Origin of the sequence: Heliomicrobium gestii (assembly GCF_009877435.1) — a bacterium.
Taxonomy (GTDB): Bacteria; Bacillota; Desulfitobacteriia; order Heliobacteriales; family Heliobacteriaceae; genus Heliomicrobium; species Heliomicrobium gestii.
The window spans coordinates 1-25,686 of the sequence record NZ_WXEX01000001.1; the positions used below are offsets into that span (position 1 = coordinate 1).

26 protein-coding genes are annotated in these 25,686 nt (G+C 59.1%); 25 read left to right on the forward strand and 1 reads right to left on the reverse strand.

Annotated features, from left to right (window positions below; genetic code table 11):
* The 7 genes from spo0A to GTO89_RS00035 all read left to right on the forward strand — a co-directional run.
* A partial coding sequence (gene spo0A / locus GTO89_RS00005; RefSeq protein WP_161260011.1) for a sporulation transcription factor Spo0A occupies positions 1-772 on the forward strand: 772 nt, incomplete at its 5' end.
* Between the two features lie 260 nt (positions 773-1,032).
* Positions 1,033-2,715 carry a methyl-accepting chemotaxis protein gene (locus tag GTO89_RS00010; protein ID WP_161260012.1) on the forward strand — a complete coding sequence of 561 codons (1,683 nt, stop codon included), beginning with the start codon at positions 1,033-1,035 and terminating at the stop codon, positions 2,713-2,715.
* A 236-nt stretch (positions 2,716-2,951) separates the two neighbouring features.
* The gene (locus GTO89_RS00015; RefSeq protein WP_161260013.1) at positions 2,952-4,535 is read left to right on the forward strand and encodes an HD domain-containing phosphohydrolase; all 1,584 of its coding nucleotides are present in this window, start codon (positions 2,952-2,954) and stop codon (positions 4,533-4,535) included.
* A gap of 22 nt (positions 4,536-4,557) precedes the next feature.
* On the forward strand, positions 4,558-5,673 hold the full coding sequence (locus GTO89_RS00020) for a M20/M25/M40 family metallo-hydrolase (RefSeq protein ID WP_161260014.1): 1,116 nt from the start codon (positions 4,558-4,560) through the stop codon (positions 5,671-5,673).
* Between the two features lie 30 nt (positions 5,674-5,703).
* Complete coding sequence (locus tag GTO89_RS00025; RefSeq protein WP_161260015.1) at positions 5,704-6,252, forward strand: NUDIX domain-containing protein; 549 nt, start codon at positions 5,704-5,706, stop codon at positions 6,250-6,252.
* Positions 6,252-7,526, forward strand: coding sequence for an endonuclease Q family protein (locus tag GTO89_RS00030; RefSeq protein WP_161260016.1), 1,275 nt, complete (start codon positions 6,252-6,254; stop codon positions 7,524-7,526). The genes GTO89_RS00025 and GTO89_RS00030 overlap by 1 nt, the downstream gene beginning before the upstream one ends.
* Before the next feature lie 329 nt (positions 7,527-7,855).
* On the forward strand, positions 7,856-8,488 hold the full coding sequence (locus tag GTO89_RS00035) for a stage II sporulation protein M (protein WP_161260017.1): 633 nt from the start codon (positions 7,856-7,858) through the stop codon (positions 8,486-8,488).
* A gap of 86 nt (positions 8,489-8,574) precedes the next feature.
* On the opposite strand, the gene GTO89_RS00040 is transcribed toward GTO89_RS00035, so the two are convergent.
* Positions 8,575-8,781: a hypothetical protein gene (locus GTO89_RS00040; protein ID WP_161260018.1), complete on the reverse strand. Its 207-nt coding sequence runs from the start codon at positions 8,779-8,781 to the stop codon at positions 8,575-8,577.
* 114 nt (positions 8,782-8,895) lie between these two features.
* Here GTO89_RS00040 and GTO89_RS00045 point away from each other — a divergent pair, with 114 nt between their 5' ends.
* The 18 genes from GTO89_RS00045 to GTO89_RS00130 all read left to right on the forward strand — a co-directional run bounded on the left by GTO89_RS00045 (position 8,896) and on the right by GTO89_RS00130 (position 25,684).
* Positions 8,896-9,138 (forward strand): hypothetical protein, encoded by a 243-nt coding sequence (locus GTO89_RS00045; RefSeq protein WP_161260019.1) that lies wholly within the window; start codon positions 8,896-8,898, stop codon positions 9,136-9,138.
* Between the two features lie 48 nt (positions 9,139-9,186).
* Entirely contained in the window at positions 9,187-9,654 is a 468-nt protein-coding gene (gene mntR / locus GTO89_RS00050; protein WP_161260020.1) for a transcriptional regulator MntR, read from the forward strand.
* 85 nt (positions 9,655-9,739) lie between these two features.
* Positions 9,740-10,270 carry a hypothetical protein gene (locus GTO89_RS00055; RefSeq protein ID WP_161260021.1) on the forward strand — a complete coding sequence of 177 codons (531 nt, stop codon included), beginning with the start codon at positions 9,740-9,742 and terminating at the stop codon, positions 10,268-10,270.
* A gap of 146 nt (positions 10,271-10,416) precedes the next feature.
* Entirely contained in the window at positions 10,417-11,328 is a 912-nt protein-coding gene (gene xerD / locus GTO89_RS00060) for a site-specific tyrosine recombinase XerD (RefSeq protein WP_407929478.1), read from the forward strand.
* A gap of 125 nt (positions 11,329-11,453) precedes the next feature.
* Positions 11,454-12,632, forward strand: a complete 1,179-nt coding sequence (locus GTO89_RS00065; protein ID WP_161260023.1) for a phosphopentomutase — start codon at positions 11,454-11,456, stop codon at positions 12,630-12,632.
* Positions 12,619-13,992, forward strand: coding sequence for a thymidine phosphorylase (locus GTO89_RS00070; protein WP_161260024.1), 1,374 nt, complete (start codon positions 12,619-12,621; stop codon positions 13,990-13,992). Before GTO89_RS00065 ends, GTO89_RS00070 begins: the two co-directional genes overlap by 14 nt.
* Positions 13,993-14,044: 52 nt before the next feature.
* A complete protein-coding gene (locus GTO89_RS00075) occupies positions 14,045-14,545 on the forward strand; it encodes a pyridoxamine 5'-phosphate oxidase family protein (RefSeq protein ID WP_161260025.1) in 501 nt (166 codons plus the stop codon).
* A 97-nt stretch (positions 14,546-14,642) separates the two neighbouring features.
* Positions 14,643-15,770 (forward strand): D-alanyl-D-alanine carboxypeptidase family protein, encoded by a 1,128-nt coding sequence (locus tag GTO89_RS00080; RefSeq protein WP_161260377.1) that lies wholly within the window; start codon positions 14,643-14,645, stop codon positions 15,768-15,770.
* A gap of 199 nt (positions 15,771-15,969) precedes the next feature.
* Positions 15,970-16,323 (forward strand): anti-sigma F factor antagonist, encoded by a 354-nt coding sequence (gene spoIIAA, locus GTO89_RS00085; RefSeq protein WP_161260026.1) that lies wholly within the window; start codon positions 15,970-15,972, stop codon positions 16,321-16,323.
* Positions 16,320-16,760, forward strand: coding sequence for an anti-sigma F factor (gene spoIIAB / locus GTO89_RS00090; protein WP_161260027.1), 441 nt, complete (start codon positions 16,320-16,322; stop codon positions 16,758-16,760). The genes spoIIAA and spoIIAB overlap by 4 nt, the downstream gene beginning before the upstream one ends.
* Before the next feature lie 13 nt (positions 16,761-16,773).
* Positions 16,774-17,568 (forward strand): RNA polymerase sporulation sigma factor SigF, encoded by a 795-nt coding sequence (sigF, locus tag GTO89_RS00095; protein ID WP_161260028.1) that lies wholly within the window; start codon positions 16,774-16,776, stop codon positions 17,566-17,568.
* 387 nt (positions 17,569-17,955) lie between these two features.
* Entirely contained in the window at positions 17,956-18,546 is a 591-nt protein-coding gene (locus tag GTO89_RS00100) for a stage V sporulation protein AE (RefSeq protein ID WP_161260029.1), read from the forward strand.
* Complete coding sequence (locus GTO89_RS00105; RefSeq protein ID WP_161260030.1) at positions 18,547-20,412, forward strand: spore germination protein; 1,866 nt, start codon at positions 18,547-18,549, stop codon at positions 20,410-20,412.
* Positions 20,409-21,512: an acyl-CoA dehydratase activase-related protein gene (locus tag GTO89_RS00110; RefSeq protein ID WP_328793834.1), complete on the forward strand. Its 1,104-nt coding sequence runs from the start codon at positions 20,409-20,411 to the stop codon at positions 21,510-21,512. Before GTO89_RS00105 ends, GTO89_RS00110 begins: the two co-directional genes overlap by 4 nt.
* Positions 21,513-21,704: 192 nt before the next feature.
* Positions 21,705-22,169 (forward strand): hypothetical protein, encoded by a 465-nt coding sequence (locus tag GTO89_RS00115; protein ID WP_161260031.1) that lies wholly within the window; start codon positions 21,705-21,707, stop codon positions 22,167-22,169.
* A 178-nt stretch (positions 22,170-22,347) separates the two neighbouring features.
* Positions 22,348-23,445, forward strand: coding sequence for a CoA protein activase (locus GTO89_RS00120; protein WP_161260032.1), 1,098 nt, complete (start codon positions 22,348-22,350; stop codon positions 23,443-23,445).
* Positions 23,442-24,470, forward strand: a complete 1,029-nt coding sequence (locus tag GTO89_RS00125) for an acyl-CoA dehydratase activase (protein WP_161260033.1) — start codon at positions 23,442-23,444, stop codon at positions 24,468-24,470. The genes GTO89_RS00120 and GTO89_RS00125 overlap by 4 nt, the downstream gene beginning before the upstream one ends.
* Positions 24,471-24,676: 206 nt before the next feature.
* On the forward strand, positions 24,677-25,684 hold the full coding sequence (locus tag GTO89_RS00130) for a protein kinase family protein (protein WP_161260034.1): 1,008 nt from the start codon (positions 24,677-24,679) through the stop codon (positions 25,682-25,684).
* The last annotated feature ends 2 nt before the right edge of the window (positions 25,685-25,686 follow it).

A 25,686-nucleotide genomic window follows, 5' to 3' on the forward strand; every position in this document is an offset into this window, starting at 1 on the left:
TCGATTGATTATCGCTGATGATAACAAAGAATTCTGTGATATTCTACGAGACTACATATCTCAACAGGAAGACTTGGATCTGGCCGGCGTGGCCAATAACGGGCAAGAGGCGCTCAAACTGATTCAGCAGGAAGAACCGGATCTGATCATCCTCGATATCATCATGCCCCACATGGACGGGATCGGCGTCCTGGAGTGCATGGCTGGCATGAACCTGGCGAAGAGGCCACGGATCATCATCTTGACCGCCTTCGGGCAGGAATCAATGACCCAACGGGCCGTTCAATTGGGGGCCGACTACTATATCCTGAAACCATTTGATCTGGAGATTCTCGGCAACCGGGTCCGCCAGCTCACCAGTGGAAGCGTTCCCGCCAGCATTCCCCAACCTGTGTCACAACCTCCGATCATGCGCCCGCGCAACATGGACGTGGAAGTGACCAACATCATCCACCAGATGGGTGTGCCGGCTCACATCAAAGGCTACCAGTATCTCCGCGACGCGATCCTGATGGTCATCAATGAGGTGAGCCTGCTGGGAGCGGTCACGAAGGAACTCTATCCGATGATCGCCCAGAAGTATACGACGACGCCCTCCCGTGTGGAACGGGCCATCCGTCATGCCATTGAACTGGCCTGGGATCGCGGCAATGTGGAGATGATGTCAAAGTTCTTCGGTTACACCATCAACCTGGAGCGGGGCAAGCCGACGAATAGCGAATTTATCGCGATGGTGGCCGACAAGCTGCGTTTGGGGCAGAAGGTCGGGTAAGGTTGCCGAGAGGGCGGCTTTCTTTCCCTGGTCTAATTGCATTTATTCTGAATTTTTTGCGATTAAATCCCTATAAGTGAAGATTTTTCATCGAAAAGCGGGTCAAGTCTCTTTGACTCGCTTTTCTCATTTAAAGGCGTATTTTCAGCCGGAGATTGTCAAGAGAAAGAAGGAGAAAAAACATCAGCGGCGAATAAAAGATTTAACAAAGATTCGAAAAAACTATCATTTGACAGCATTGAGGGAGGTCTGCAACTGCTATGTACAAACGACTGAAGCTAGCGCCCAAATTTATCCTGGGCATGGTTCCCTTGCTGGTGGTGATGGCCGTGGCGATCACCATCCTGCCGGACATGTTTGTCAGGGCGGCGGAGCGCACCAAAATCCAGGAATCGAAGGCGATTGCGGAACAACAAGCAAATTTGCAGACCTTCCTGGCAAAGCACATTACAGGCGAGCGCCCTGAAGCTCCCAACTTTACGATCAAATACACCTCCGAAAAATACCGCAATGCCAAGGATGCCCCTGACGGTTGGGAAAAACAGATGCTCCAGAAGTACAGCCAAAACCCCAAATTGGAAGAGTATTCGGAAGTCCTCGATTCCAACGGTTCCCGCATTCTTCGCTACAGCAAGCCCCTCTTCATTCAGGAAGCCTGTTTGGCCTGCCACGGCGAACCGAAAGGCCAGAAAGATCCCTTTGGCCATGAAAAGGAAGGCTATAAGCTGGGCGAGTTCCGGGGCGCCATCAGTGTGGCGGCGTCGCTGGATGGGCTTTCGAAAGAGAAGGTCGCCCTGATCAATACCGGAGTCACGATTGTGGCGCTGATCCTGACGGTTATCATCATGTATCTTATGGTCCAGAAGTTTATCGGAAAGCCGCTGGAAGACATTGTGGACTCTGTCAAAGGATTGTCTGAGGGCGACTTGACGACCCGGGTCAAAGACAGCGATAGCGCCGATGAGATCGGGGAATTGACCGGGTTGTTCAACCAGATGATCGAAAACCAAGCCAGGATGGTCGGCACCGTCCATAAAACGGCGGTGGAATTGGCCGCTTCCTTTGAAAAAATCGCCACATCGAGCGATCATGTGTCCAGAGCCGCCTCCGAGGTTGCCGACAACATACAACATGTCGCCCGCGACGCCAGCACCGGCAATGAATCGATCGCCGACGCCGCCCAGATGCTGCGCGATCTGTCGGAACTGATCCGTTCGGCCAAAGAACAGGCGTTGGCGGCTGCCGAAAAATCCCGGGTCACTTCTCAGGCGGCCGAAACCGGGAAGGATACGATCAACGAAACGGTCGAATGTATGGAGAAAATCAAACATAAGACATTGGAAACAGAGGATCATATCGGCACCCTCAGTGAATACTCCCAGCAGATCGGAATGATCACCGACACCATCACCAGTTTGGCCAATCAAACGAACCTGTTGGCCTTAAACGCTGCGATCGAGGCCGCTCGGGCCGGTGAGATGGGCAGGGGTTTTGCTGTCGTAGCCGATGAGGTGCGCAAACTGGCTGAACAGTCGAACCGAGGCGCCGGTGAGGTGTCCGCCCTGGTTCGCAAGATCGCCGAAAGCACCGCCGCAGCAGTAAGGGCGATGCAACAGAGCCGGTCAGAGGTCGAACAGGGCGCTTGTGTGGTCAACAAGGCGGGCGATGTCTTGACCGATATCCTCAAGGCTGTCACCGATACGGTGCGCGACGTTGAGACGATCGCGGCAATGACCGACCAGGAGGTAGACAACTCAACCCGTATGGTTGAGGTGATTCAATCGCTGCACCAGGTGATCGAAAACACGGCGGCGAATGCGGAAGAGGTTGCGGCTTCGACGGAGGAAACCTCGGCGGCGATGGATACGATCGCCAGTAGCGCTGAGAAAGCCAATGCCATTGCCGACGAGCTGAAAAAGACTGTTGGCAGGTTTAAGATTTGAATCCATCCAAAAAGCGAGATCATGAGTGAACATGCAAGCAACCGGGAAAAACTCCCGGTTGCTTTTTTTGGAAATTGGTCTGAAAGTCCGTCGTTATTTCGTTATTCTCGTTATGATGGAAGCTTGTGAGATTGAGCCATGCCGCGGAAGAGGGAAACGGGAGCCAAACGGCGAAATATCGGTTAAGGTGTTTGTTTGATCTTCCCCGGAACGGGGAGAGGAGCGGGAGGTTGCATATGCGCAGTACACATCCCGAATATTCCCTTTATGCGCTCCTTCGGGCCGGCGCGGTGATCGCCGCGTTGGGTTGGATCCTATTTCATCCCGAGCCAACGATTCGCTTGCGACTGCTGCCCATGATCTCCCTCTTTAGCGTTTACAGCGCCGGCTTGTACCTGCTGATCCGCCGGAAGCCTCGACAGGTGAACCGGTTGTTTGCCCTAGCCACGGTGATCGATCTGTTGTCCATCACCGCTTTTATTTACTGGACAGGCGGGCGTTCGGACAGCCTGTTTTACCTGGCCTATATCCTTGTCATCGCCACCCGCAGCGTTCAGTTTGGTCTCCGGGGAGGCCTTCAGACGGCTGTCGCCGCCATCTTCCTTTTTGTTGCCGTCACCCTGTCGTCACAAAACTACTGGGGCGACTTCTTCCTGCAAGCCCTTATGCTGGGAGCGACGGCGGCCATGGCCGGCTACCTGGCCGATGACATGCGCCGGACCCGCCTGGAACTGGAGCGGAGGGCCGATGAGTTGACCGCCTTGACAGAAGTGACCCGCACCGTCAATTCGTCGATCGAACTGCCCCAGGTCTTGCCGGCTGTGCTGGAACTGGCGACGACGGTGATGAAGGTAGAAGCCTGCGCTGTCCATATCCTTGACGATCAAGGGCTTCTGCAGGCTGTCGCCAGCCGGGGCTTTTCGGCGATTGAACAGGAACATCTGCCTGTGGAAGAATGCTTTATGGGGAAGGCGATTCGCACGGGATCACCGATCCTCTATTATCAGGACCAACAGGCCGGTGATGCCTGTGAACCGCTGTTTCGCTCCGAAGGCATGGTCTGCGCCCTGTCGGCGCCCTTGAGCAGCGGCAGTCGGATGATGGGGACGCTGACGGTCTTTGCGGCTGAGCCGAATGTCTTTGCTGATGATGAGATCGAATTGATCTGTGTTTTGGCGGCCCAGGTGGGCAACGCCATTGAAAATGCCACTCTCTATAAAAAACAGAAAGATCTTTATTTGGCTGTCGTGCAGGCTTTTGTGGCGGCGATCGACGCCAAAGATTCATATACGAGAGGCCACTCTGAGTTTGTCCATCGCTATGCATGGAGGATTGCAGAACGCATGAAGGTGGATGGCGATCAGTTGGAACGAATCGCTACAGCGGCCCTGTTGCATGATATTGGCAAGATCGGTGTCAACAGCAATATCCTGCGCAAACCGGGAGCGTTGAATGATGAAGAGTACGCGGAGATCAAAATGCATGTCACCATCGGCGAACAGATCATTAACCAGGTCGCCGATTTTCGCGATCTCGCGCCCATCGTGGCAGCCCATCACGAATGGTATAATGGAAAGGGATATCCGGAGGGCTTGGCTGGCGAGGGAATTCCATTGGGCGCTCGAATCATCGCGGTGGCCGACGCCTATGAGGCCATGACGGCCAACCGGGTCTACCGCCGGGCCTTGCCAAAGGAGCGGGCCCTTGCTGAAATTACCCGCTGCAGCGGCGTTCAATTCGATCCCGCTGTGGTCGAGGTTTTTCTCCAACTCGTCCATGAGGGTAAGCTGGATGAGCCGATTGATGGGATAGAAAGATAAAAGAAAGGGAGCGTGTGGGAGCGTGATCCAACGCGAACGCATCGTACAGGAGCTTATGGAACTTTGCGCCATATCGTCGCCAGGTGGGCAGGAGCGCGAGATTGCTGACCGGCTGATGGCGACGTTGCGCGAAATGGGGCTGACGGTTATCGAGGACGATGCCGGCGCTAAAATCCCTGGCAACACCGGAAACCTCTATGCTCGTCTCGAGGGGACGGCGCCTGGCAAGGCGCTCTTTTTCAGCGCCCATATGGATACGGTTGTGCCCTGTGATCGGGTTCGTCCCGTCATTCGCGACGGCGTCATCTATTCCGATGGGACGTCGGTGTTGGGGGGCGACGACAAAGTGGGGATCGCCGCCATCTTGGAGGCCTTGCGGGTGATCCTGGAAACGGGCGAGGAACGCCCCACCATTGAGGTGGTCTTTTCGGTTCAAGAGGAGGGCGGACTCAAAGGGGCGAAGGTCTTTGACACGAAGCGGTTGGAGGCGACCATGGGCTATGTCCTCGATGCCGGCGGAACGATCGGTGATATCATCAATGCCGCGCCGTTTCAAGACAATGTGGAAGCTGTCCTCCATGGACGGACGGCTCATGCCGGTTTTTGTCCGGAAGAGGGGGTCAGCGCCATCAAAATCGCTTCCCGGGCGATCCACAAGATGAAATTAGGCCGGATCGATGGGGAGACGACAGCGAACATCGGCATGATCAACGGCGGCACAGCGACGAACATCGTCCCCGAACGGGTCACCATTTCCGGAGAGGCCCGCAGCATTGACGAAGCAAAGCTGGCCATGCAGACGCGCCATATGGTGGAATGTTTTGAACAAGCCGCCCGCGAGATGGGCGGCCGGGCCGAGGTGAAGGTCCGCAGGGTTTACCCCGGATACCGCTTGACAGAGGCCGATCCGGTGGTCGCCCTGGCCCTGCAAGCCGCCGTGGCGATGGGGGCGAAGCCGAAGCTGCTGCCGACGGGCGGCGGATCTGACGCCAACATCTACAATGGCGCGGGAGTGCCGACGGCCAATCTGGCCATCGGCATGGAGAAGGTGCATACAAAAGAAGAGTTTGTCCCGATCGATGCGCTGGTGGGAAGCGCCCGCTTTGTGCTGGAGATCATCCGCCAGGCGGTCAAGTAACTGTTTTGGGTAGTCTCGAAAGGAGTAGACATGGAACACCTGAAAGAAAAAACCCTGGAAAGCGAACGTCTCTATGATGGCGACTTTGTGCGGCTTCGCAAGGATCGCGTTATCCTTCCGAACGGCGCCACGTCGACGCGGGAGGTGGTGGAACACCCCGGCGCAGCGGCGATCGTCCCCTTGACGCCGCGCAAGGAGGTTGTTCTGATCCGCCAGTGGCGACATGCGATCAAAGAGGTGTCCATCGAGATCCCTGCGGGAAAAATCTCCGACGATGAGGATCCGCTGGAGTGCGCCAAACGAGAATTATCGGAGGAGACAGGCTTCTCGGCCCGGCTCTGGGACCCGCTGATCACCTTCTACGCTTCTCCCGGGTTTTGCGATGAAGAGATGCATCTGTTTATCGCCCGTGATCTCCACGTCTCCGATGGCCGCCCCGATGAAGATGAGTTTGTTGAGCCCCTGGTGGTCCCCCTTGAAGCGGCCTTGGAGATGATTGAAACGGGCGAGATCATGGACGCCAAGTCGATCATCGGCCTGCTGAAGGCGGCCCAGTGGTTGGAACAGGAAAAGGCTTGATGCAAACCTATTACGGCGATTTTCACGTCCACTTGGGCCGCTCCGCTGATGGGCGGCCCATTAAAATTACCGCCGCCAAGGGGCTCACCCTGGCGGCGGCGCTTCGGGAAGGGCAACAGCGCAAAGGTCTCGACCTGGTGGGGATCGTCGATGCCGCCTGCCCGCCCGTCCTGGCCGATTTGGAAGGGCTTCTACAGCGGGGAGAACTGGAGGAACTGTCTGGCGGCGGCTTCCGTTTTCATGGGGGCCTTGTCTTTTTGGCCGGGGCGGAGGTGGAGACAGAGGAGCAGCGCGGACCGGCTCATTTTCTCGCCTTTTTTCCGACCCTGGAAGCCTTGCGCGCCTTTTCACGGCGACTGTCTCGTTGGGTGACCAACCCAAACCTGAGTTCCCAGCACTGCCGCTGCCGCGCAGACGATATGCTGGAGGAGGTTGTCGCCCTCGAAGGGATCTTCCTGCCGGCCCATGCCTTTACACCGCACAAGGGCTTGTTTGGCCAGGGGGTGGACGATGTGGCAGAGGCCTTTACCGACCGCCAATTGGCCCGGATTCCGGCGATGGAACTGGGCTTGTCGGCCGATACGGCCCTGGCCGACCGGATCCCGGGTCTGGGCGGCTTCACCTTCCTCTCCAATTCGGATGCCCATTCACTGCCGAAGATCGCCCGCGAGTACAACGCCCTGGAACTGGCAGAGGCCAATTTCCGTGAGTGGGCGATGGCGCTTCGCCGCCAGGAAGGCCGGCGGGTAGCGGCCAACTACGGCCTTGATCCCCGCTTGGGCAAGTATCACCGCAGCGCCTGCCCCGTTTGTGAGCTCATCGTCGACAGGCCGGCGCCCTATTTCGGTCCTTGCGCGCGCTGTGGCGCCCCCCAGTTGACGCCGGGCGTGCTCGACCGCATCGAGTGGTTGGCCCGGTATGGCAATGGTTCGATGCGCCATTCCGGTGGCTGCTTCCCAGCGGGCGCCGCTCCTTCCGGCAACACCGCGGTGGACACCTCTTCCGATAGCTATTTCTTGCCATCATCGGTTCAGCGACCGCCCTATATCCACCAGGTTCCCCTCGAATTCCTCCCTGGTGTGGGACCGAAGGCGATGCAGAAGCTCCTTGACTGCTTTGGCACGGAGATGAACCTGCTCCACCGGGCGACAGACGAGGAGATCGCCGCTGCTGCCGGTCCGAAGCTGGCCAAAACCCTACTCGCTCACCGGCGCGGGGAGATCGCCTGGATCGACGGCGGCGGCGGGCGTTTTGGCCGCGTAGAGGTTCGTTGATACGAAAAGAAAAAGCTGACCTTGCTCATTCACGCAGGGTCAGCTTTTTGATTTGCTTGCAAAAGGGAGAAAAAGAAAAGACCCCCGGCCAACACTGGCTGGGGGGAAGCGTAGGTGCTTCCAGATCCATAGGGAGTAATTTAATTGTAGCATTCCTGCTCGTTTTGTGCAAGTAAGAACTTTCGAAAGGCGAAGGATGGGAGGTTCAAAATGCGAAACTGATTTTTCAAGCGGGCATCGTTTTTCAAAGGGAGTCAGCTTTGTAATGAACAGGCTAACTCGACCATAAGCATTAAATAACATGGCAGAGGGAAGGAAGGCTGGCCGAGGTGGCGATCCTGTTTCATGGCGGCGCAGGTGGGATGGGACAAGGGAATCTGAATACCCATTGGGGCCTCTATGCGCTGGCGTTGGCGACCATCGCCTGCGGGACAGCCGCCGGCGCCCTGTCGGCCAAGTACCTGCCTCCGGGCCAGGCAAGCGAATTGCAGGTGAAGCTGCTTGAAACCTTGCAGGGAATCAAAGGAGGCGCGGTAACCCAGGCCCTGCTTGAACCGGCGGTGATGCGCAACGTGGAGACGCTGGGCCTGATCGTGTTGCTCGGTTTAACCGCGCTTGGTATCCCCTTGATCGCCGGGCTGCTCTTTTTTCGGGGATTTGTTCTTGGCTTTGCGGCCGGGTTTTTGCTGCTGTCGCGCGCGAGCGACGGGTGGGTTATTGTGCTGCTGGCGTTAGCGCCAGCGAGTCTCCTTTTTTTGCCGGCCCTTGTTTTATCGGGCGGGATGGCCCTGGCCTTAGCCCTTCATTTGGCCCGAGGCCGGCGGCCCTACCAAGCCACTTCCTTGGGCCGGACTCTCCTTCAATATGCCGGCGCCGGCGTAGGAACGCTGTTGCTGGGGGCCGGCGCGGGACTGATCGACGCCTACGTCACACCGGGATTGTTGCGCTTGTTTATTCGATGAACAGAAAATCGTCCCATAAAAAAACAGGGCCACCGGAAAGAGGGCTCTTTCGCGGTGGTCAGACGAGGAAGGGGAACGGACCGGTTTTATTCCCCGGGATAGATCTCCCAGGTGGGACGGACGCTGCCGGAGAGTCCCTTCTCAGCGCCACTCATGTTCGGCTTGCCGTAATCGGGCAGGTTTTGCTGCAGTCCCTCGACAAACTGCTCGTTCTGTGTGGTGGCCGTGGTCGAGGAGGTGGCGGCATCGGAGTTGGTCATCGAGCGGGAGACAATGTAACGGCGTCGGGCCATAAAAGTCCCTCCTTTCAACAAGTCGACTGGAGGTAGTTTGGCCTGGCGACGACGCCCTTACACAAGGAAGCCGCAAAGAGAGGAAAAGAAAACGCATGCAAGGAGGAAGCGACGATGATGCTTGTGCTTGTCACGAAGGTGCGGCGCCGGATCCGGACGATCGTGCGGGTGCTGGTGGCTCTTCTTCTGTTGGGGTTGCTGGTCCCTCCTTTTTTAAATTACAGCGAAACGTCCGTTTCGACCGTGCCGAAGGAAGAACGACCGACAGGACAGCCCTTGCGGGTGGAACAGAAGGAAACGCCGCTGATGGAACAGTTTGTGATGAAATGGAAGGAATGGACATCGAAAAAACCTTGAACGGCGCAAACCCGAGGCAGGGGCGATGCGGGCAGAAGGGGTGGCGCCATGGCCGGTGACGAGTTTTTTACCTTTCGCGAGTACATGAAAAAGGAAGAGGATTGCCTGACAGCGTCGATGGAAGATTACCTGGAGATGATCTACCGGCTGTGTCAGGAACAGGGATTCACGCGCATCCATGACTTGGCGGCGGCCTTGAATGTGCAGCCGCCGTCGGCGACGAAAATGGTCCAGAAATTGGCGGAAGCGCTCTGGGTGAAGTACGAAAAGTATGGGATCATTGTGCTCAATGAAAAAGGCCGGGAAGCGGGTCGTTTTTTGTTGCGCCGTCACAACACGATCGAAGCCTTTTTGCGCCTGATCGGATTGCCGGAAGAGGTGCTCCAGGAGACGGAAAAGATGGAGCACACGGTGGGCGCAAAAACGCTGGTCTGTCTGACCGATTTCGTCGAGTTTTTGAAGACGAGGCCCGATATTCTCTGTGATTACGAACGGTTTCGCCAGGCCCAGAAGTAAAAGCAATCATTATAATTTATTTAAACAAAGGTTTTTCAAAATATATCGCGAAATAAGGAGGGACAAGAAGTAAGGGTGGATGGACATGAGAGAATGGCTGAGCGGTGGCCTCACCGCCGACTACGGGGCAGCGATCCGGTTTTTTCTCCAGTTGGGATCCACAGGCTGCTGGCTGATTCTCCTCGTCGCGGCGATGGGCGTAGCGGCCCTGGTCACCGGCTCCATGGCTGCCTCTGACGAGGGCGATTGGCGACACTGGGCCGGCCTGCTTACGATTGCGCTGGGGGGCGGCGCGATCGCCTTTTGTCTCGCCACTTCGCGGGCCTTTCACCTGACCTGGGAGGTTGAACGGTTGATCGACCAGGATGAGATCCGCGATATACATGACAGCCCTGCCTGGCAGGTCGCTATCGCGACGTTGCTGGGCAAAAAGGAGAGGCAAATGCCCCTCTGGATGGATGCGGCCATTGACCATGCGGCATCGCAATACGCACGGGATTTCTACCTCTCTCCCGAAGCCCTGCAAGGGCGATTGGCGGCGGCGGCCCGGCGGGCGATGGCCGAGGGCATTGGTCTACGGGCGAAACCGGCGGACCAAAGCGATCCCCCTTGTTGACTGTTGTTGCATAATGATGAATGAGCATGACCGGGTTTGCCGAACAGGGACCCGGTCTTCCTTTTTTCGTCCTCCCTGGGCGGTTTGGGTCATGGGAGGAAAGAACCAGCGATAGGTCGAAATCTAGGCCAAAGGGGATGAGCGCGATGCGGCATGGGGAGGCCTTTCTCGCCCATTTGGCGGTGGAGCGGGGGCTGTCGGAAAACACCATTCAGGCCTATCGCCGCGATCTGGCGGATCTGGCCGTCTTTTTGACAGACCGGGGCATCGGCGATCCAGGCGATGTGAACCGTTCCGATCTGCAGGACTATCTCTACCAAACCCACCGGCGCGGACTGTCGGCGGCGACACGAGCGCGACGATTGGCGGCGATCAAGGGCTATTTCGGCTTTTTGTTGGATGAGGGCATCCGCCGGGACGATCCGACTGAGTTGATTGACGGGCCCCGGTTGCAGCGCCCCCTGCCGGATGTGCTGAATGTGGAGGAAGTGACGGCCCTCTTGCAGGCGCCGCCGCGGACGATCATTGGGTTGCGCGATCGGGCCATGTTGGAAACGATGTACGCCTGTGGATTGCGGGTGAGTGAGTTGATCGCCCTGACAGTCGATCAGGTCCGCCTCGACTTGGGACTGGTGCGGGTGATCGGCAAAGGGCTGAAGGAGCGGATCGTTCCGTTGGGCGGTCTGGCCGCCGCCGCGATTGAAGAATACCTGGCCCGGACGCGCGGGACACTAACGGGACATGGGGCGGAAAAGCATCTCTTTTTGAACCAGCGGGGCAAGCCCCTGACCCGGCAAGGCTTTTGGAAGATCCTCAAAGCCTACGCGGCGGAGGGGGGGATCACGAAGGAGGTCACGCCCCACACGCTGCGCCACTCCTTCGCTACCCATCTGTTATCGAACGGCGCTGATTTGCGGGCGGTTCAGGAGATGCTTGGACATGCCGATGTGTCGACGACACAGATCTACACCCACTTGACGACAGGGCACTTGCGGGAGGTTTACGACCGCAGCCACCCCCGGGCTCGCCTGACGATCAAGGCGAAGCGAGGCGGTTGACAGGGTCGCGGCGCGCCGCCCGGCGTCTGGCGCCCGCCGAAGGCAACCCGTGAGCGCCGTCGCTTTGTGGCGGGAGAGAACATAGTCTTTGAAATATAATGTTGGCGGAAGAGGGGGAGACGACAATGAAAAAGCGCGTCATTCTCATCGTGCTGGACAGTGTGGGCATCGGGGAACTGCCGGACGCCGATCGCTACGGTGACCGGGGGAGCCACACCTTGGCCAATATCGCCCGGGCTGTCGGCGGCTTGCGGTTGCCCAACCTGGCCAAACTCGGACTGGGGAATATCGACGTCATCGCCGGCGTGTCGCCGGCGGAACGGCCGGACGGGCTCTTTGGCAAGATGGCCGAACGGGCGCCAGGCAAGGATACGACGACAGGCCACTGGGAACTGGCCGGTGTCATCCTGGACAAGCCCTTTCCCGTCTACCCCGACGGTTTTCCGCCGGAGGTGATGGAGACCTTTGAGAAGGCCATCGGCCGCAGCACCCTCGGCAATGTAGCCGCCTCGGGGACAGAGATCATCGAGCGCCTTGGCGAGGAGCACATGGCGACGGGCGCGCCCATCGTCTACACGTCAGCCGACTCGGTCTTTCAGATCGCCGCCCACGAAGAGGTCATCCCATTGGAGGAACTATACCGCTACTGCCAGATCGCCCGCGACATCCTGCGAGGCGACCATGCCGTCGGCCGTGTCATCGCCCGTCCCTTTGTTGGCGTGCCCACGGCCTTCCGGCGGACGACGAACCGCCATGACTATTCGCTGAAACCGCCGGGCCGGTTGGTCTTTGACGTCATTGCCGAGGCTGGCCGGGAGGTGGCCGCCGTCGGCAAGATCTACGACATCTACGCCGGACAGGCCATCTCCCGCCATGTGTCGACCCGTTCGAACATGGAGGGGGTCGACCGCACCCTGGACTATATGCGAGAAGTGGCGCAGGGGCTGATCATGACCAATCTGGTCGACTTTGACATGCTCTATGGCCACCGCAACGACCCGGAAGGCTATGCCCGGGCATTAGAGGAGTTTGACGGCCGTCTGCCGGAGATCCTGGCGGCGCTGCAGCCGGAAGACCTATTGCTGGTAACGGCGGATCATGGCTGCGATCCGACGACCCCTTCGACGGATCACTCCCGTGAGTATGTGCCGGTGCTGGTGACGGGGCAGCAGATTCCTTCGGGCATCCCTCTGGGGATCCGGTCCACCTTTGCCGATCTGGGTGAAACGGTGCTTGATTGGCTTGAATTGCCGACCCTCGGCGTGGGGCAGGCGATCGCGGAGGTGCGCCATGCGGGCCTATGACATCATCGCCAAAAAGCGTGACGGCGGGGAATTGACGGCCGAAGAGATCCGATTTTTCATCCACAGCTTTGCCAAGGGCGATGCTGTGACAGAGGACCAGGCGGCGGCCTGGGCGATGGCTGTCTTTCTTCAAGGGATGACGGCGGCGGAAACGGCGGCCTTGACAGAGGCCATGGTCACATCGGGCGAGACGATCGATCTGTCGCCCATCCCCGGCGTCAAGGTGGACAAGCACAGCACCGGCGGCGTCGGCGATACGACGACGCTGATCCTGGCGCCGCTCGTGGCCGCCATGGGAATTCCCATGGCGAAGATGTCGGGGCGCGGGTTGGGGCATACGGGAGGAACCCTCGATAAGCTGGAGAGCATTCCCGGTCTTTCCATCGATATGAGCCGGGAGGATTTTCTGGCCCAGGTCAGGTCCATCGGTGTCGCCGTGGCCGGACAGACGGCCGATCTCGTGCCGGCCGACAAGAAACTTTACGCCCTCCGCGATGTGACGGCCACGGTCGAGTCGATCCCCCTGATCGCCTCCAGCGTGATGAGCAAAAAACTGGCCGCCGGCGCCGATGCCATCCTGCTCGATGTGAAGGTGGGCTGCGGCGCTTTCATGAAAAACATCGACGATGCGCGGGAATTGGCGCGGGCCATGGTCGCCATCGGTCAGCGGCTCGGGCGGCGGACGGCGGCGCTGCTCACGGCGATGGAACAGCCCCTCGGCAACGCCGTCGGCAATGCCCTCGAGGTGGCTGAAGCGGCGGCGATCCTCGCCAACCGCGACGACTGTGGTTTCGGTCCCCTGTCGACGGACCTGCGCGAGGTGACAGTGGAACTGGCGGCGCGGCTGGCCTGGATGGCCGGCAAGGCCGACACGGTCGAGGCCGGGCTGGATTTGGCCGAACAGACCCTCCTATCGGGCGCCGCCCTCGACCGGTTTCGCCGCTTCGTCGAGGCCCAGGGCGGCGACAGCCGGGTGGTCGATGAGCCGGAACGGCTGTTGCCGCAAGCGGCGATCCGGCGGCCCCTTTTCGCTGCCCAGGCGGGGATCGTCACCGCCCTTGACGCCATGGCTGTCGGGCGGGCGGCGGCGCTGCTCGGAGCGGGGCGAACCCGGAAGGCGGACCCCGTCGACCCGGCTGTCGGCGTCGTCCTTCACCGGCGCATCGGCGATGCCGTGGAAGCGGGCGACAAGCTGGCCGAGATTTTTGCCAACGACGACCGCTGGCAAGGGGCGGCGCAGGCCCTCGGCGACGCCTACACCATCGGACGTGGCGACCGACACGAGCGAGAAGGATGGGCAAAGCCGCCATTGATCCTGGGAGAGGTCTATCCCGACGGGGAGTGGCCCGTCCAAAAATGACTTCGAACATAATCCCGGAGAGCAGAATGAACAGACGGAAGGCGATCATCCGATGAAACCACTGGAACCGGCTCCGGCGGAGTTGCGCCGGTTGGCCGAATCGATCGCCGCAGAACATCGGGCGATGGCGCTGGCGGTTGTGTCAGAGGAACCGGCGCCAGGTCCCTGGCTGGCGCCGGTTTACTACATCCACCGGGACTTTCAGTTTTATTTTTTCTCCAGCCCCTCGTCGCGCCATGCCGCCGCTACGGCGGAGACGCCGGTTGCGGCGGCGGCGGCCATTTACAATGAACCCGATGATTACGGCGCCATCCGGGGCCTGCAGATGGCGGGAACGCTGGCGGTGGTGACCGATTGGAAGGAGCGTTCCTGGGCGACAGCCGCCTTCGGGGCGCGCTTTTCCTTCTTCGGCCGTTTCCTGCGTGAGCCTCGGCTGATGTTGGAACTGCGGAAGAACGAATTGTACCGGTTTGCGGCCCAGGAGGTCTACATCACCGACAACCGCAGCGGTTTTGGCCGGCGCTACCGGTACATCCCTGCTGACATGGAATGACCGCATTCCCCCCTGGAAATAATGAGTCTGAAGAACAGACGGACTTTCAGAGGGGGAAGGATCATTGAAGCGCACGACGTTCCGCCTTTCGTTGATCATGGTTTTCTTTTTCCTCGCTTCCCTGCTTCCGGTTCCAGCCTGGGCGGCGGCGCCCTTGGAGACCCAGGCCGATTCAGCGGTGCTGATGGATCCGGCGACCGGCGCCATCCTCTTCGAGAAAAATCCCCACAAACGGGTGGCGCCGGCCAGTGTAACCAAGCTGATGACCTTGCTTGTCGCCTTTGATGCGATCGAACAGGGCAAGGCCAGCATGGACGACAAGGTCGTCACCAGCCAGCGGGCCTTTGAGATGGGCGGATCCCAGATCTATCTGGAACCGGGGGAAGAGATGGGCATGCGCGACCTGCTGACCGCCATCGCCGTCCATTCCGCCAACGACGCTTGTGTGGCTGTGGCCGAACACATCAGCGGCTCCTATGAGGCCTATGTGGATGAGATGAACAAAAAGGCCGAATCGCTTGGCCTGAAGGACACCCATTTTGCGAACCCCCACGGGCTCCCCGTGGAAAACCACTACACCTCGGCCTATGATATGGCCATGATCGCCCGGGAGGCCTTAAAGCATCCCCTATTGATGCAGTTGGTCGCCATCAAACACTACAAGATCCGCGAGAACAGCCCCAAACCGATGCAACTGGACAACCACAACCGCCTGCTCTGGTGGTATCCGGGGACAGACGGCTTCAAGACGGGCTGGACGAGCGAGGCCAAGTACTGCCTCGTTTCAACGGTCGAAAAAGACAACCTGCGGCTGATCGCTTCCGTCTTCGGTGTTCCCGAGATCCGGGGCCACTTTAAGGAGTCGATGAAACTGTACAACTACGGCTTTTCCCGGTATACCTTCAAGACGGTGGCCAAACCGGGAGAGACCTTGGGTGAGGTTGAAGTGGGCAAGGGACGCAAAGAACGGGTCCAGGTGGTGGCCCAGGGCAAACCGGGGCTCGTCGTCGAGCGCGGCAAAGAGAAGGGCATCGAATCACGTGTTGAGATTCAACCCTATGCCACAGCCCCCATCGCGCAAGGCCAGAAGCTTGGCGATCTGGTTATCCTGCAAAATGGGCAAGAGGTCAGCCGCCTCAATCTCGTCGCCAAGGAGGATGTGCCACGGGGCACGATTCAAATGGAACTGACGAAGATCTGGCAGGGCATGTACGGGATCCGCTAACCCTGTGGAAACGGATCAAGTCAGCAGAGGTCCCTGAGAAACAGCAGGGAAATGAGCGGCCCTTAACGACAATTCGGATAAAGAAACGGCGAAGGTGTGATGAGAAGGCGCCTTCGCCGTTTTTTTATTCAAAAAGAGGATTTTCCATTAGGCTGTCGAAATGGAAAAATAAGGCATGACAAAAAGGCGGTGAACCACTGTGGATTTGGATATAGACCGCAACGGCAACGCGCTGGTGGTGCGTCTTCAGGGCGAGATCGACCTGTGCGCCGCTGAGGCGCTGCGGCCGCGCCTCGATAAGGAGATCGAGCGCCAAAAGGCCAAGCATCTCGTCTTTAACCTGCGCAGCGTCGAGTTTATCGACAGTTCGGGCATCGGTTTTATCCTGGGCCGTTACAAGCGGGTCAAGGCGCAGGGCGGCAAAGTGGCGCTGGCCGGTCCCAACCAGTCGGTCCGTCGCATCATTGAGCTTTCGGGCATGTACAAACTCATGGAGGGGTATGCCAACGAGGCGGAAGCGCTGCGGTCGTTGGAGGGAGGGAAGACGGGGTGAAGACAAGAAACCAGGTCAAACTGGAGTTTCCCAGCATTCCGGAGAACATCGCTCTGGCCCGGGTGATTGTGGCCACCATGCTCGCCGGGATGGACTTTACCTTGACCGATCTGGATGACGCCAAAGTCGCCGTTTCAGAAGCCGTGTCCAACGCCATCCTGCACGGCTACCAGAACCGGCCCAACGGGTTGGTCTATCTGACGATCACCGCCGAGCCGGAAGGGCTCGAGGTGATTGTGGAGGATTATGGGCGCGGGATTGTGGACGTGACGAAGGCGATGGAACCGGCTTTTTCGACCCTCGGCGATCGGCTGGGCATGGGCTTTGTCTTCATGCAATCTTTTATGGATAAGGTGGATGTGGACTCCCAGGTGGGACGCGGCACGCGGGTGCGCATGTACAAGGCCTGCCGCCAAGCGATGCAGGCCGTGCAGTGAGGCGGGGGAGGCCATGAATCAGCGGCTTTCGGAGATGAACCTGCCTCGCTTTCCACTGCTTGGCGAGGAGGAGACGACCCGTCTCCTTAAAGGGGCCCGAGACGGCGACAGCGATGCCCGGGAACGGTTGATCCAATGCAATCTCCGGCTTGTTTTCAATCTGGTGCAACGGTTTCAGCACCGGGGCTATGAGTTGGAGGATCTCTTCCAGATCGGTGTTATCGGCTTGATCAAGGCCATCGATAAGTTTGATCTGTCTTATAATGTCCGCTTCAGCACCTACGCCGTGCCGATGATAGTGGGCGAGATCCGGCGATTTCTCCGCGATGACAGCCCGATCAAGGTCAGCCGTTCCTATAAGGAGGTGGCCCAGCGCATTCACCGGATCCGGCAGGAATTGAACGGCTCCTTGGGACGGGAGCCGACGGTCCAGGAGATCGCCGGCGCGATGAACCTCCCCGTGGAGGATGTGGTGGAAGCGCTGGAGGCGGTCCAACTGCCCACGTCCATCCATGAGACCCTCTACCAGGATGACGGCGATCCGATCTTTCTCCTGGATCAGTTGGCCTCTGTAGGGACGGAGGAAAGCGCCTGGTTTGATCACCTGGCCCTGAAGGATGTGATGTCCCGGCTGGCCGTGCGGGAGCGAGAGATCCTGGAGATGCGTTTTTTTCAGGACAAGACACAGACCGAGGTGGCGAACCTGGTGGGGCTGTCACAGGTGCAGATCTCACGGATTGAACGGGCGGCGCTGAAAAAGATCCGTGAGATGCTGAGCCAAACGCCGCCCCGACAGGATGGGGCATAAGCAGCAAGGAAAGGGAAATCATAAAAGCAACAGGGGTGAAAGGGCCGAAGGGGTCATAAGACAGGCGGCTTCACCAAGGCGCAAAGGAATGAATGGAGAAGATACATAGTCTAACCCGCTATAGCGACGATCGCGCAGACGCACATCGCATTTTATGTAGGTGGTGAAGTTTGTGAGTGCGCCAAAGAAACGCTATTGGGTCGTGGGACTATTGCTGTTGGTTTTGCTTGGCGGTGTGGGCGCCTGGTGGACTTGGCGGGGAGAGAAACCGCCAAATGAAGCCATTCTCGTTTGGACACAGGGACCTGACCGGGAAATCCCGGCAGGTCTTTTTTTGCGCATAAAAAGTGGGAATAACGAATCATACTAGGCGGGGAGGTGTGGCCCATGCCGGGGGCAACGGCCAAGAAACGACGGGTCATCGTCATCACCGACGGCGACAAGGTGGCCAAGAAGGCCGTCGAGGCGGCGACACGACGCATCGGTGGGCGGTGCATCTCTCTGTCGGCGGGCAACCCGACACCGGTCACCGGCAAAAAGCTGGCCCAGATGATCCTGTCGACGCCCCACGATCCTGTCGTCATCATGGTCGATGACCGGGGCGTTGTTGGAATGGGGGAGGGGGAACAGGCGCTCTGGGAGATCGGCCACGATGAGCGGATCCAGTTGATCGGCGCTGTGGCGGTGGCTTCCAACACGTTGGGCGCCGAAGGGATCGCTGTGGCTCACTCCATCGACCGCTACGGACGGCGGATCGATGGCCCTGTCGATAAGAACGGATACCCGGAAGCGCCGGGCAACCGCTACCTGGAAGGGGACACGGTGGAGACGCTGACCCAGTTGTCCATTCCGGTGATCATCGGCACCGGCGACACGGGGAAGATGCAGGGAGCCGATCACGTGCGACGCGGCGCGCCCATTACCACCCAGGCCTTGCTGGAGATCCTGCGGCGGGCCGGGAACAATGGAGTCGATTGAATGAGCAAAGCGAAGAAGCAGGAGCAGACAAAAAAAGAACTGCGGCAGACGGTGCTCTCAGAGGAAGAACTGGTCGCCGATCTAAAGACGAATATCCTCCAGATGAACTCCGAGTTGGGCGTCAATGTCGGTTTTGACGTTGCCTGTCGCGAGATGGAGATCGCCGGCCGAAAAACGGCCATGTACTATGTCAACGGGTTTACGAAAGACCTCGATCTGCTCCAGATCATGAAGTCCCTGGACGCCTTCGAAAAAGAAACGAAGGAAAAGGGTGACTTCGACATTGACCGCTTGATGGATCACCACCTCTTTTACCTTCAAGTCACGACAGAGGCGAAACTGCGGCAGGTTTACTACCATATCCTCTCCGGGCGGGTGGCTTTCCTTTTTGACGGCGAAAAGAAGGCCATCGTCGTCGAAGCCCGCCAGATGCCGGCGCGCCAACCGGAAGAGCCGGACATCGAACGGGTCGTCCGGGGCAGCCGCGACGGATTTACCGAAACCATCGTCACCAACACCGCCCTGATTCGCAGGCGCGTCCGCGACCCGCGCCTGCGCTTCAAACTGCTCCAGGTTGGGCGGCGCTCCCAGACAGATGTTGCCGTTGCCTATATTGAAGATATTGCCAATCCAGCCCTGGTTCAAGAGATCACGGACCGGATCAACGCCGTTGACATCGATGGGTTGCCCATGGCGGAAAAGACCTTGGAGGAGTTTCTCACCCAGGGCGATTGGAACCCCTACCCACGGGTGCGCTACACGGAGCGCCCTGATGTGGCGGCCATGCATCTCTTCGAAGGCCACGTGCTGGTGATTGTGGACACGTCGCCATCAGTGATGATCGCGCCGGTCACCGTTTTTCACCACCTGGAACATGCTGAGGAATACCGGCAGAACCCGCCGGTGGGCGTCTATCTGCGGATGGTGCGTTATGCCGCCATCTTCACCTCCCTGTTCATTCTGCCGCTGTGGTTGATGTACGCCCTCGATCCGAATCTGCTGCCGCCATGGCTCTCCTTCATCGGTCCGAAGAAGATGGGCAGCGTCCCGCTGGTGGCGCAGGTGGTCATCGCCGAAGTCGGCTTGGACATGCTGCGCATGGCGGCGGTCCATACGCCGTCGCCGCTGGCGACGGCCCTCGGCTTGATCGCCGCCTTCATGATCGGCCAAGTGGCCATCAATGTGGGTCTCTTCAATCCCGAGATCATCCTCTACCTGGCCCTGGCGGCGGTGGGCACCTTCGCCACCCCGTCTTACGAACTGGGGCAGGCGAACCGTCTCGTGCGCCTCTTTTTGATCGTGATGGTGGCTGTTTTCGGGTTGCCTGGTTTCTTGGTCGGCATCGCCGCCTTCCTGGCCCTTGTCATGCGGACAAAATCCTTTGGCCGCCCCTACTTCTGGCCAATAGCGCCGACGAACGTTCAAATGATCCCGGTGGCGCTCCTGCGGGCGCCCGTTCCGGCCAAACGGCTCCGGCCGCAGTTGCTCGATCCGATCGATCCTGACCGGTTGCCTGATCCCTATGCCGGTTCCGCCGGCGGCGACACTTCGGGCAAGGCGGTGGCCGGAAAAGCCCAGTATGGCAATGTGGGCGAAAAAGGTCCGGGGCAGGATCGCACCGGAGCCAAGAGCGCCGGGATCGCCGGCGACGATCAACGGGGCCACGGTGATGGTGGTCGCCATGGCATGGGCCACAGCGGTCATGGCGACCAAAACGCTCGCGCTGCTGGCGAGACACTGACCGGCGAGACAGATTTTGTCGGAGAACCGGATTACACGGGCCTTCTGGAACCTCTACGGTGGCGTAAACACCGGCGGGGGCTGTGGAGTTGGGTGAAGTCGAAAGTGGGAGGAGCCAGACGGTGAAGATCACGTCGGTATTGACGATGGGCCCGCCCCGAGCGGAGATGGAAGGGCCGCCGGTCATCGGCATCCCCCGGGCGCTCGGCTACTATGAGTACCTTCCCCTGTGGCGGGCCTTTTTCGAAGCGTTGGGTTGCGCCGTCATCCTGTCGCCGCCGACCAACAAGGCGCTCCTTGACCAGGGCGTGCGCGCAGCTGTGGATGAAGCCTGCCTTCCCGTGAAGATGTATTATGGCCATGTGAAGGCCTTGGCGGGGAAAGCGGACCATGTTTTCGCGCCCCGGATGATCAGCGTCCAGCCCAAAACCTACCTCTGTCCGAAGTTTTTGGGTTTGCCCGATATGATCCGCGGGGCGGCCGCCTTTGACGGCGGCTACCCGCCGCTCTTGATTGTCGATGTCAACACCCGTCATCCCGGCGGAGGATGGGAGAAGGCCTTGACCGAAGCGGCCGGGAAATTGAATTTCTCCCGGGCTCGCGCCCGGGAGGCGCTCAAGGTGGCCCGCAAGGCACAGGATGAATTTGAGAGTCGGTTGCTGCAAGGCGAGCATCCGCCCACGGCCCTGGCTCGTTGGGAGAAGACCGGGCGCGTCCTGGAACCGGGCGGCCTGCTGCCGCGGTTGCCGGCCCGTCACCGCGAACCGCTCACAGGCGAAGAGCCGCGGATCGCTGTCGCCGGCCATCCCTACCAGCTTTTCGACCCTTTTACCAGCATGAATCTCCTTCACAAACTCAAGTCGCGCGGCATTCGGGTGGTGACGCCCATGGCCGTGACGGAGGAAAAGACGCGTCAGGCCACATGCCACCTGCCCAAGCGGCTGTTCTGGTCCTTCGGACAGAAGATGCTCGGCGGATCGTTGCACCTGCTGAAGGGACCCATAGACGGCCTGATCTACGTGGCGGCTTTCGGCTGCGGACCGGACAGCCTCGTCGGCGAGATGGTGGAGCGCCACGCCCGCCGGCTCGGGAATGTGCCCTACCTGCTGCTTACTGTCGACGAGCACACCGGTGAAGCCGGCGTGGTCACACGGCTGGAGGCGTTTATCGACCTGGTGGCTCGTCGCCGGGAGACGGCAGAGGCGGCGACGGCAGCGGAGGGATGAAAGGCATGGCGCGTCCTCATGACCGAGGCTTAGGATTAGCCCCATAGTTACGTAAAAGGCAGTGAGCCCCGACCATGGATGACACGGTCGGGGCTGTTGATGCTTATTCATTGGAATCTTCGGTCGATCCGCCTATGTTCCGTTCTGGTAGATAGCATCAAAATGGTATAATACATAAAAGGAGGGATTAAATTGAAAAGGATATTATTGATTTTTCTGACATTAACGAGTTGTTTATCGGGATGCCTTTATGGAGTAAAAACACAGGAAGTCGTAAAAGAAAAAGATAATCAATCGATTAATCTAGATGCTCTACTTAGTCGTTTTATGGAAAACCATAGCGACGCAAAAATATTAGCCAGGAAAAATGCTAATGTGATCGACCGAGATGATAAAGATGAATTGATCTTAGCCTTAGAAGATAATGAGTCATGCGCAAATATTGCTATTGTTTCGGAGGACTACGGAAATTTCATCATAAATCCATCTCCAGGGGATAAAAGTTTTCGGATTGATGCAAATGACATCAGTATAAAAGGCAAGAGTATTTATTTTCATATCGTGAACGATGTCAAAAAGAGGGAATTTAGGTTGGATTGCGATAATCAGCCAGAAAGTGAAACCATCAGTTTTGCTATTTCAGATTTGAATAGTTAAGGTGGTATGAGCGCTGTGCGTTCCTATGTTTCAATCCAGCCCTTTGGAAGCCAGCATGATCGTGCATGAATGAAGAGTAAAGGAGGCATATTGTTCTAGGTAATGGGGGAAAACATAGTTGCATCGATGTAACATAGCCAAAAATATTCGTTTAACTAACTGATTTAGGAGTTCGAACATGAAAGTCACCTTCCCCCATATGGGCAACATGGGTATCGTCGTCAAGGCGCTTCTGGAGGAACTCGACTTAGAGGTTGTTCCTCCGCCGCCGATCACCAAGCGCACCCTCTCCTTGGGGGTGCGCTATGCGCCCGAATCGGCGTGTCTGCCCTTAAAGCTCAACATCGGCAACTTCATCGAAGCGGCCGAGCGGGGCGCCGATACGGTCATCATGGCCGGCGGCATCGGTCCCTGCCGATTCGGCTACTACAATCAAGTCCAGCGGGAGATCCTGACCGACATGGGGATCGATCTACGCATGGTCGTTCTCGAACCGCCGGACAACCACATCGGCGAACTGCTCAATCGGGTCAAGATCCTCACCGGCGCCCACTCCTGGTGGCGCGTGATCAAAGCGATCCGCCTGGCCTTTGTCAAGTGTCAAGCCCTCGATGACCTGGAACGGCAAGCTTCCCGTCTCCGTTGCCGCGAATTTAACCGCGGCGATGTGGACCGGGTGTACCAGTGGGGATGCGAGGCCATCGACAAGGCCGATTCGGTGAAAACGATTCAGCGATGCCGGGACGATTATCTGAGCCGCATGGCCGCCCTTCCCCTCGATCACACAGGCAGACCGGTGCGGATCGGCATCGTCGGCGAGATCTTCACCGTCTTGGAGCCCTACTCAAACGGCTTTATGGAAAAAAGCCTGGGCCGCCTCGGCGTTGAGGTCAGCCGCTCTCTCTACCTGAGCGAATGGGTGAACGAACACCTCTTCAAGGGACTGCTTCCGGTCAAAGGCCATCGCCACACGCGCAAGCTGGCGACGCCCTACCTGAGTTGCGGCGTCGGCGGCCATGGTCAGGAATCGGTGGGTGGCGCCATCGAGTATGCCCAGGAAGGCTTCGACGGCGTGATCCAAGTGGGGCCCCTCACCTGTATGCCGGAGATTGTGGCCCAGTCTGTCCTCCCCCGTGTGGAAAAGGATTATGACATTCCGATTCTGACCATCTACGTGGATGAGCAGACCGGCGAGGCCGGCCTGATGACCCGGCTGGAGGCTTTTGTAGACATGCTGGAGCGGCGCAAGCACAGGAAGGAGCAGGCGGCAAGATGATCCGTGAGCGCGACAACCAGAACCCGTTGTACCTCGGCGTTGATGTCGGTTCCGTATCGACGAATCTGGTCCTCCTCGATGAAAGGGGCGAGGTGCGGGAGGCCCATTATTTGCGCACCCAGGGCCGCCCCTTGGAGATGATCCAAAAAGGCCTGGCCGACCTGGCCCGGCGCTACAGGGACGAACAGATCGGCGGGGTGGGGGCGACCGGTTCGGCCCGCACCCTCGCATCGGTGATCCTCGGCGCCGATGTGGTGAAGAACGAGATCACCACCCACGCTGTGGCGGCCGGTCAACTCGTCCCCGGCGTCCGGACGATCCTGGAGATCGGCGGTCAGGATTCGAAGCTGATCCTGCTCCGAGACGGCGTCGTTTCCGATTTTGCCATGAACACCGTCTGCGCCGCCGGAACGGGTTCCTTCCTCGATCAGCAGGCGGCGCGGCTGCAACTGCCTATCGAAGAGTTCGGCGGGTTGGCGGAAAGGGCCGATCACCCGGTGCGCATCGCCGGCCGTTGTTCTGTCTTCGCCGAGTCGGACATGATCCACAAGCAACAGATGGGCCACGCCTTGCCCGATATCATCGCCGGCCTTTGCGAGGCCCTTGTGCGCAATTTCCTCAACAACCTCGGCAAGGGCAAGGCCCTCGAAGGTCCCATCGTCTTTCAGGGCGGCGTAGCGGCCAACGCAGGCATGAAGCGGGCCTTTGAAAAAGCCCTTGGCCACCCGGTGGTCGTGCCTGAACACCATAAAGTCATGGGCGCTGTCGGCGCGGCGCTGCTCGCCCGCGAGACCGTACAACGCGCCGGCGGTTTGACGCGATTTAAAGGGTTTGCCATGGCCAGTGAGGACGTGCGGGCCGGATCCTGGGAATGCGGCGACTGTCCGAACCTCTGTGAGGTCATCGAGATCGTCGAGTCGGAGCGACCTATCGCCCGCTGGGGCGATCGCTGCGGCAAATGGGAAAACTCTTTGGCGGCCATCCAGACGGAGCGCGCCGCCGAAGCGTTGGCTGAACTTCATTAGGGGTAATGTGATTGCGCCAATCTCCCGAACAGCGCAAAACTGCTTGACGAAAAATAAATAAACCCTGGGGAGTCGATTGAAGCGCACCCCCGAGTTTCTGGACAGGGACTCGGGGATTTTATTTTCCCTGACAAACACAGGCGGTGGGTCACCTGCATACTATGGCATCAATCCTGGCTCCGGCACTCCGGAAAGGGGAGATGACCATGCGTGACGGGCAGGAACGGTCGAAACTGTCCAAATGGGATATGGATGCCCTGCAAGAGTATCCCTATTCAGTGACGGCGGCAGAACGGCAGGGGGGGTTCTGGCGTCTGGAAACGAACCGGGGGATGAAGGCCTTCTACCGGCATGAGGAAAAAGCCGATCAGGTGGCCGGAACCCATGCCATGCTGGAACACTTGGCCGATCGCGGCTTCCGGCGCGCCAGCCGGTTCATTCGCACCCGTGACGGCCGTCCCTTTGCGCAGCGCGGACCCTACACCTATGTCCTCACCGACTGGCTGAACGGTCGAAGCCCGGACTTCCGCCGTGACGAAGACCTGCGACAGGCGGCTCAAACGCTGGCCGCCATCCACCGGAGCGGCGAAGGCTTTCCGGGCGGCCCAGAACAAGCCACTGCCCAAGTGGGGCGATTGCTCAAGGCGCTGGCCGAACGTCGGGAAACCCTGCTCTGGTACCGGCAACTGGCCCAGATGAAGCGTCGCGCCGGTGAAATTGACGACGTGCTGAGCGAGTGGGGGCCGGAATTTGAACAAAGGGCGGTTCGGTCCTTGCGCCGTGTCACTGACGCGTTGATGAAGCCAGTGACCGGCAACAACTGGACGATCTGTCACCGTAACTGGCGGGAAGAGAACCTGCACATGGAAGGCAACCGGCTCCTTGCCACTGGCTGGGACGGCTGTTCACTCGATTTGCCGGCTGCGGAACTGGCCCAGTTTATGCGGCGCGTGGCCGACAGGCGCGATTGGGATGTCGAGTCGGCGAGTCAACTCGTCGACGCCTACCGGCAGGTGCGCGATCTGAGCGCGCTGGAGCGGGAACTGCTGCTCGGCTTGCTGGAATTTCCGCAACGCTTCTGGGCTCTCGTGGCCAGCCATTACCGGGGGAATGGAGAATCGGCGCCAGAGCAATTGCGCGAGGAGATTGCCCGGGAAGCGCCCCGGCAGGCCTTTGTGACATCTCTGGCCGGGCGCCTGGACGGCAGCGATTAGAC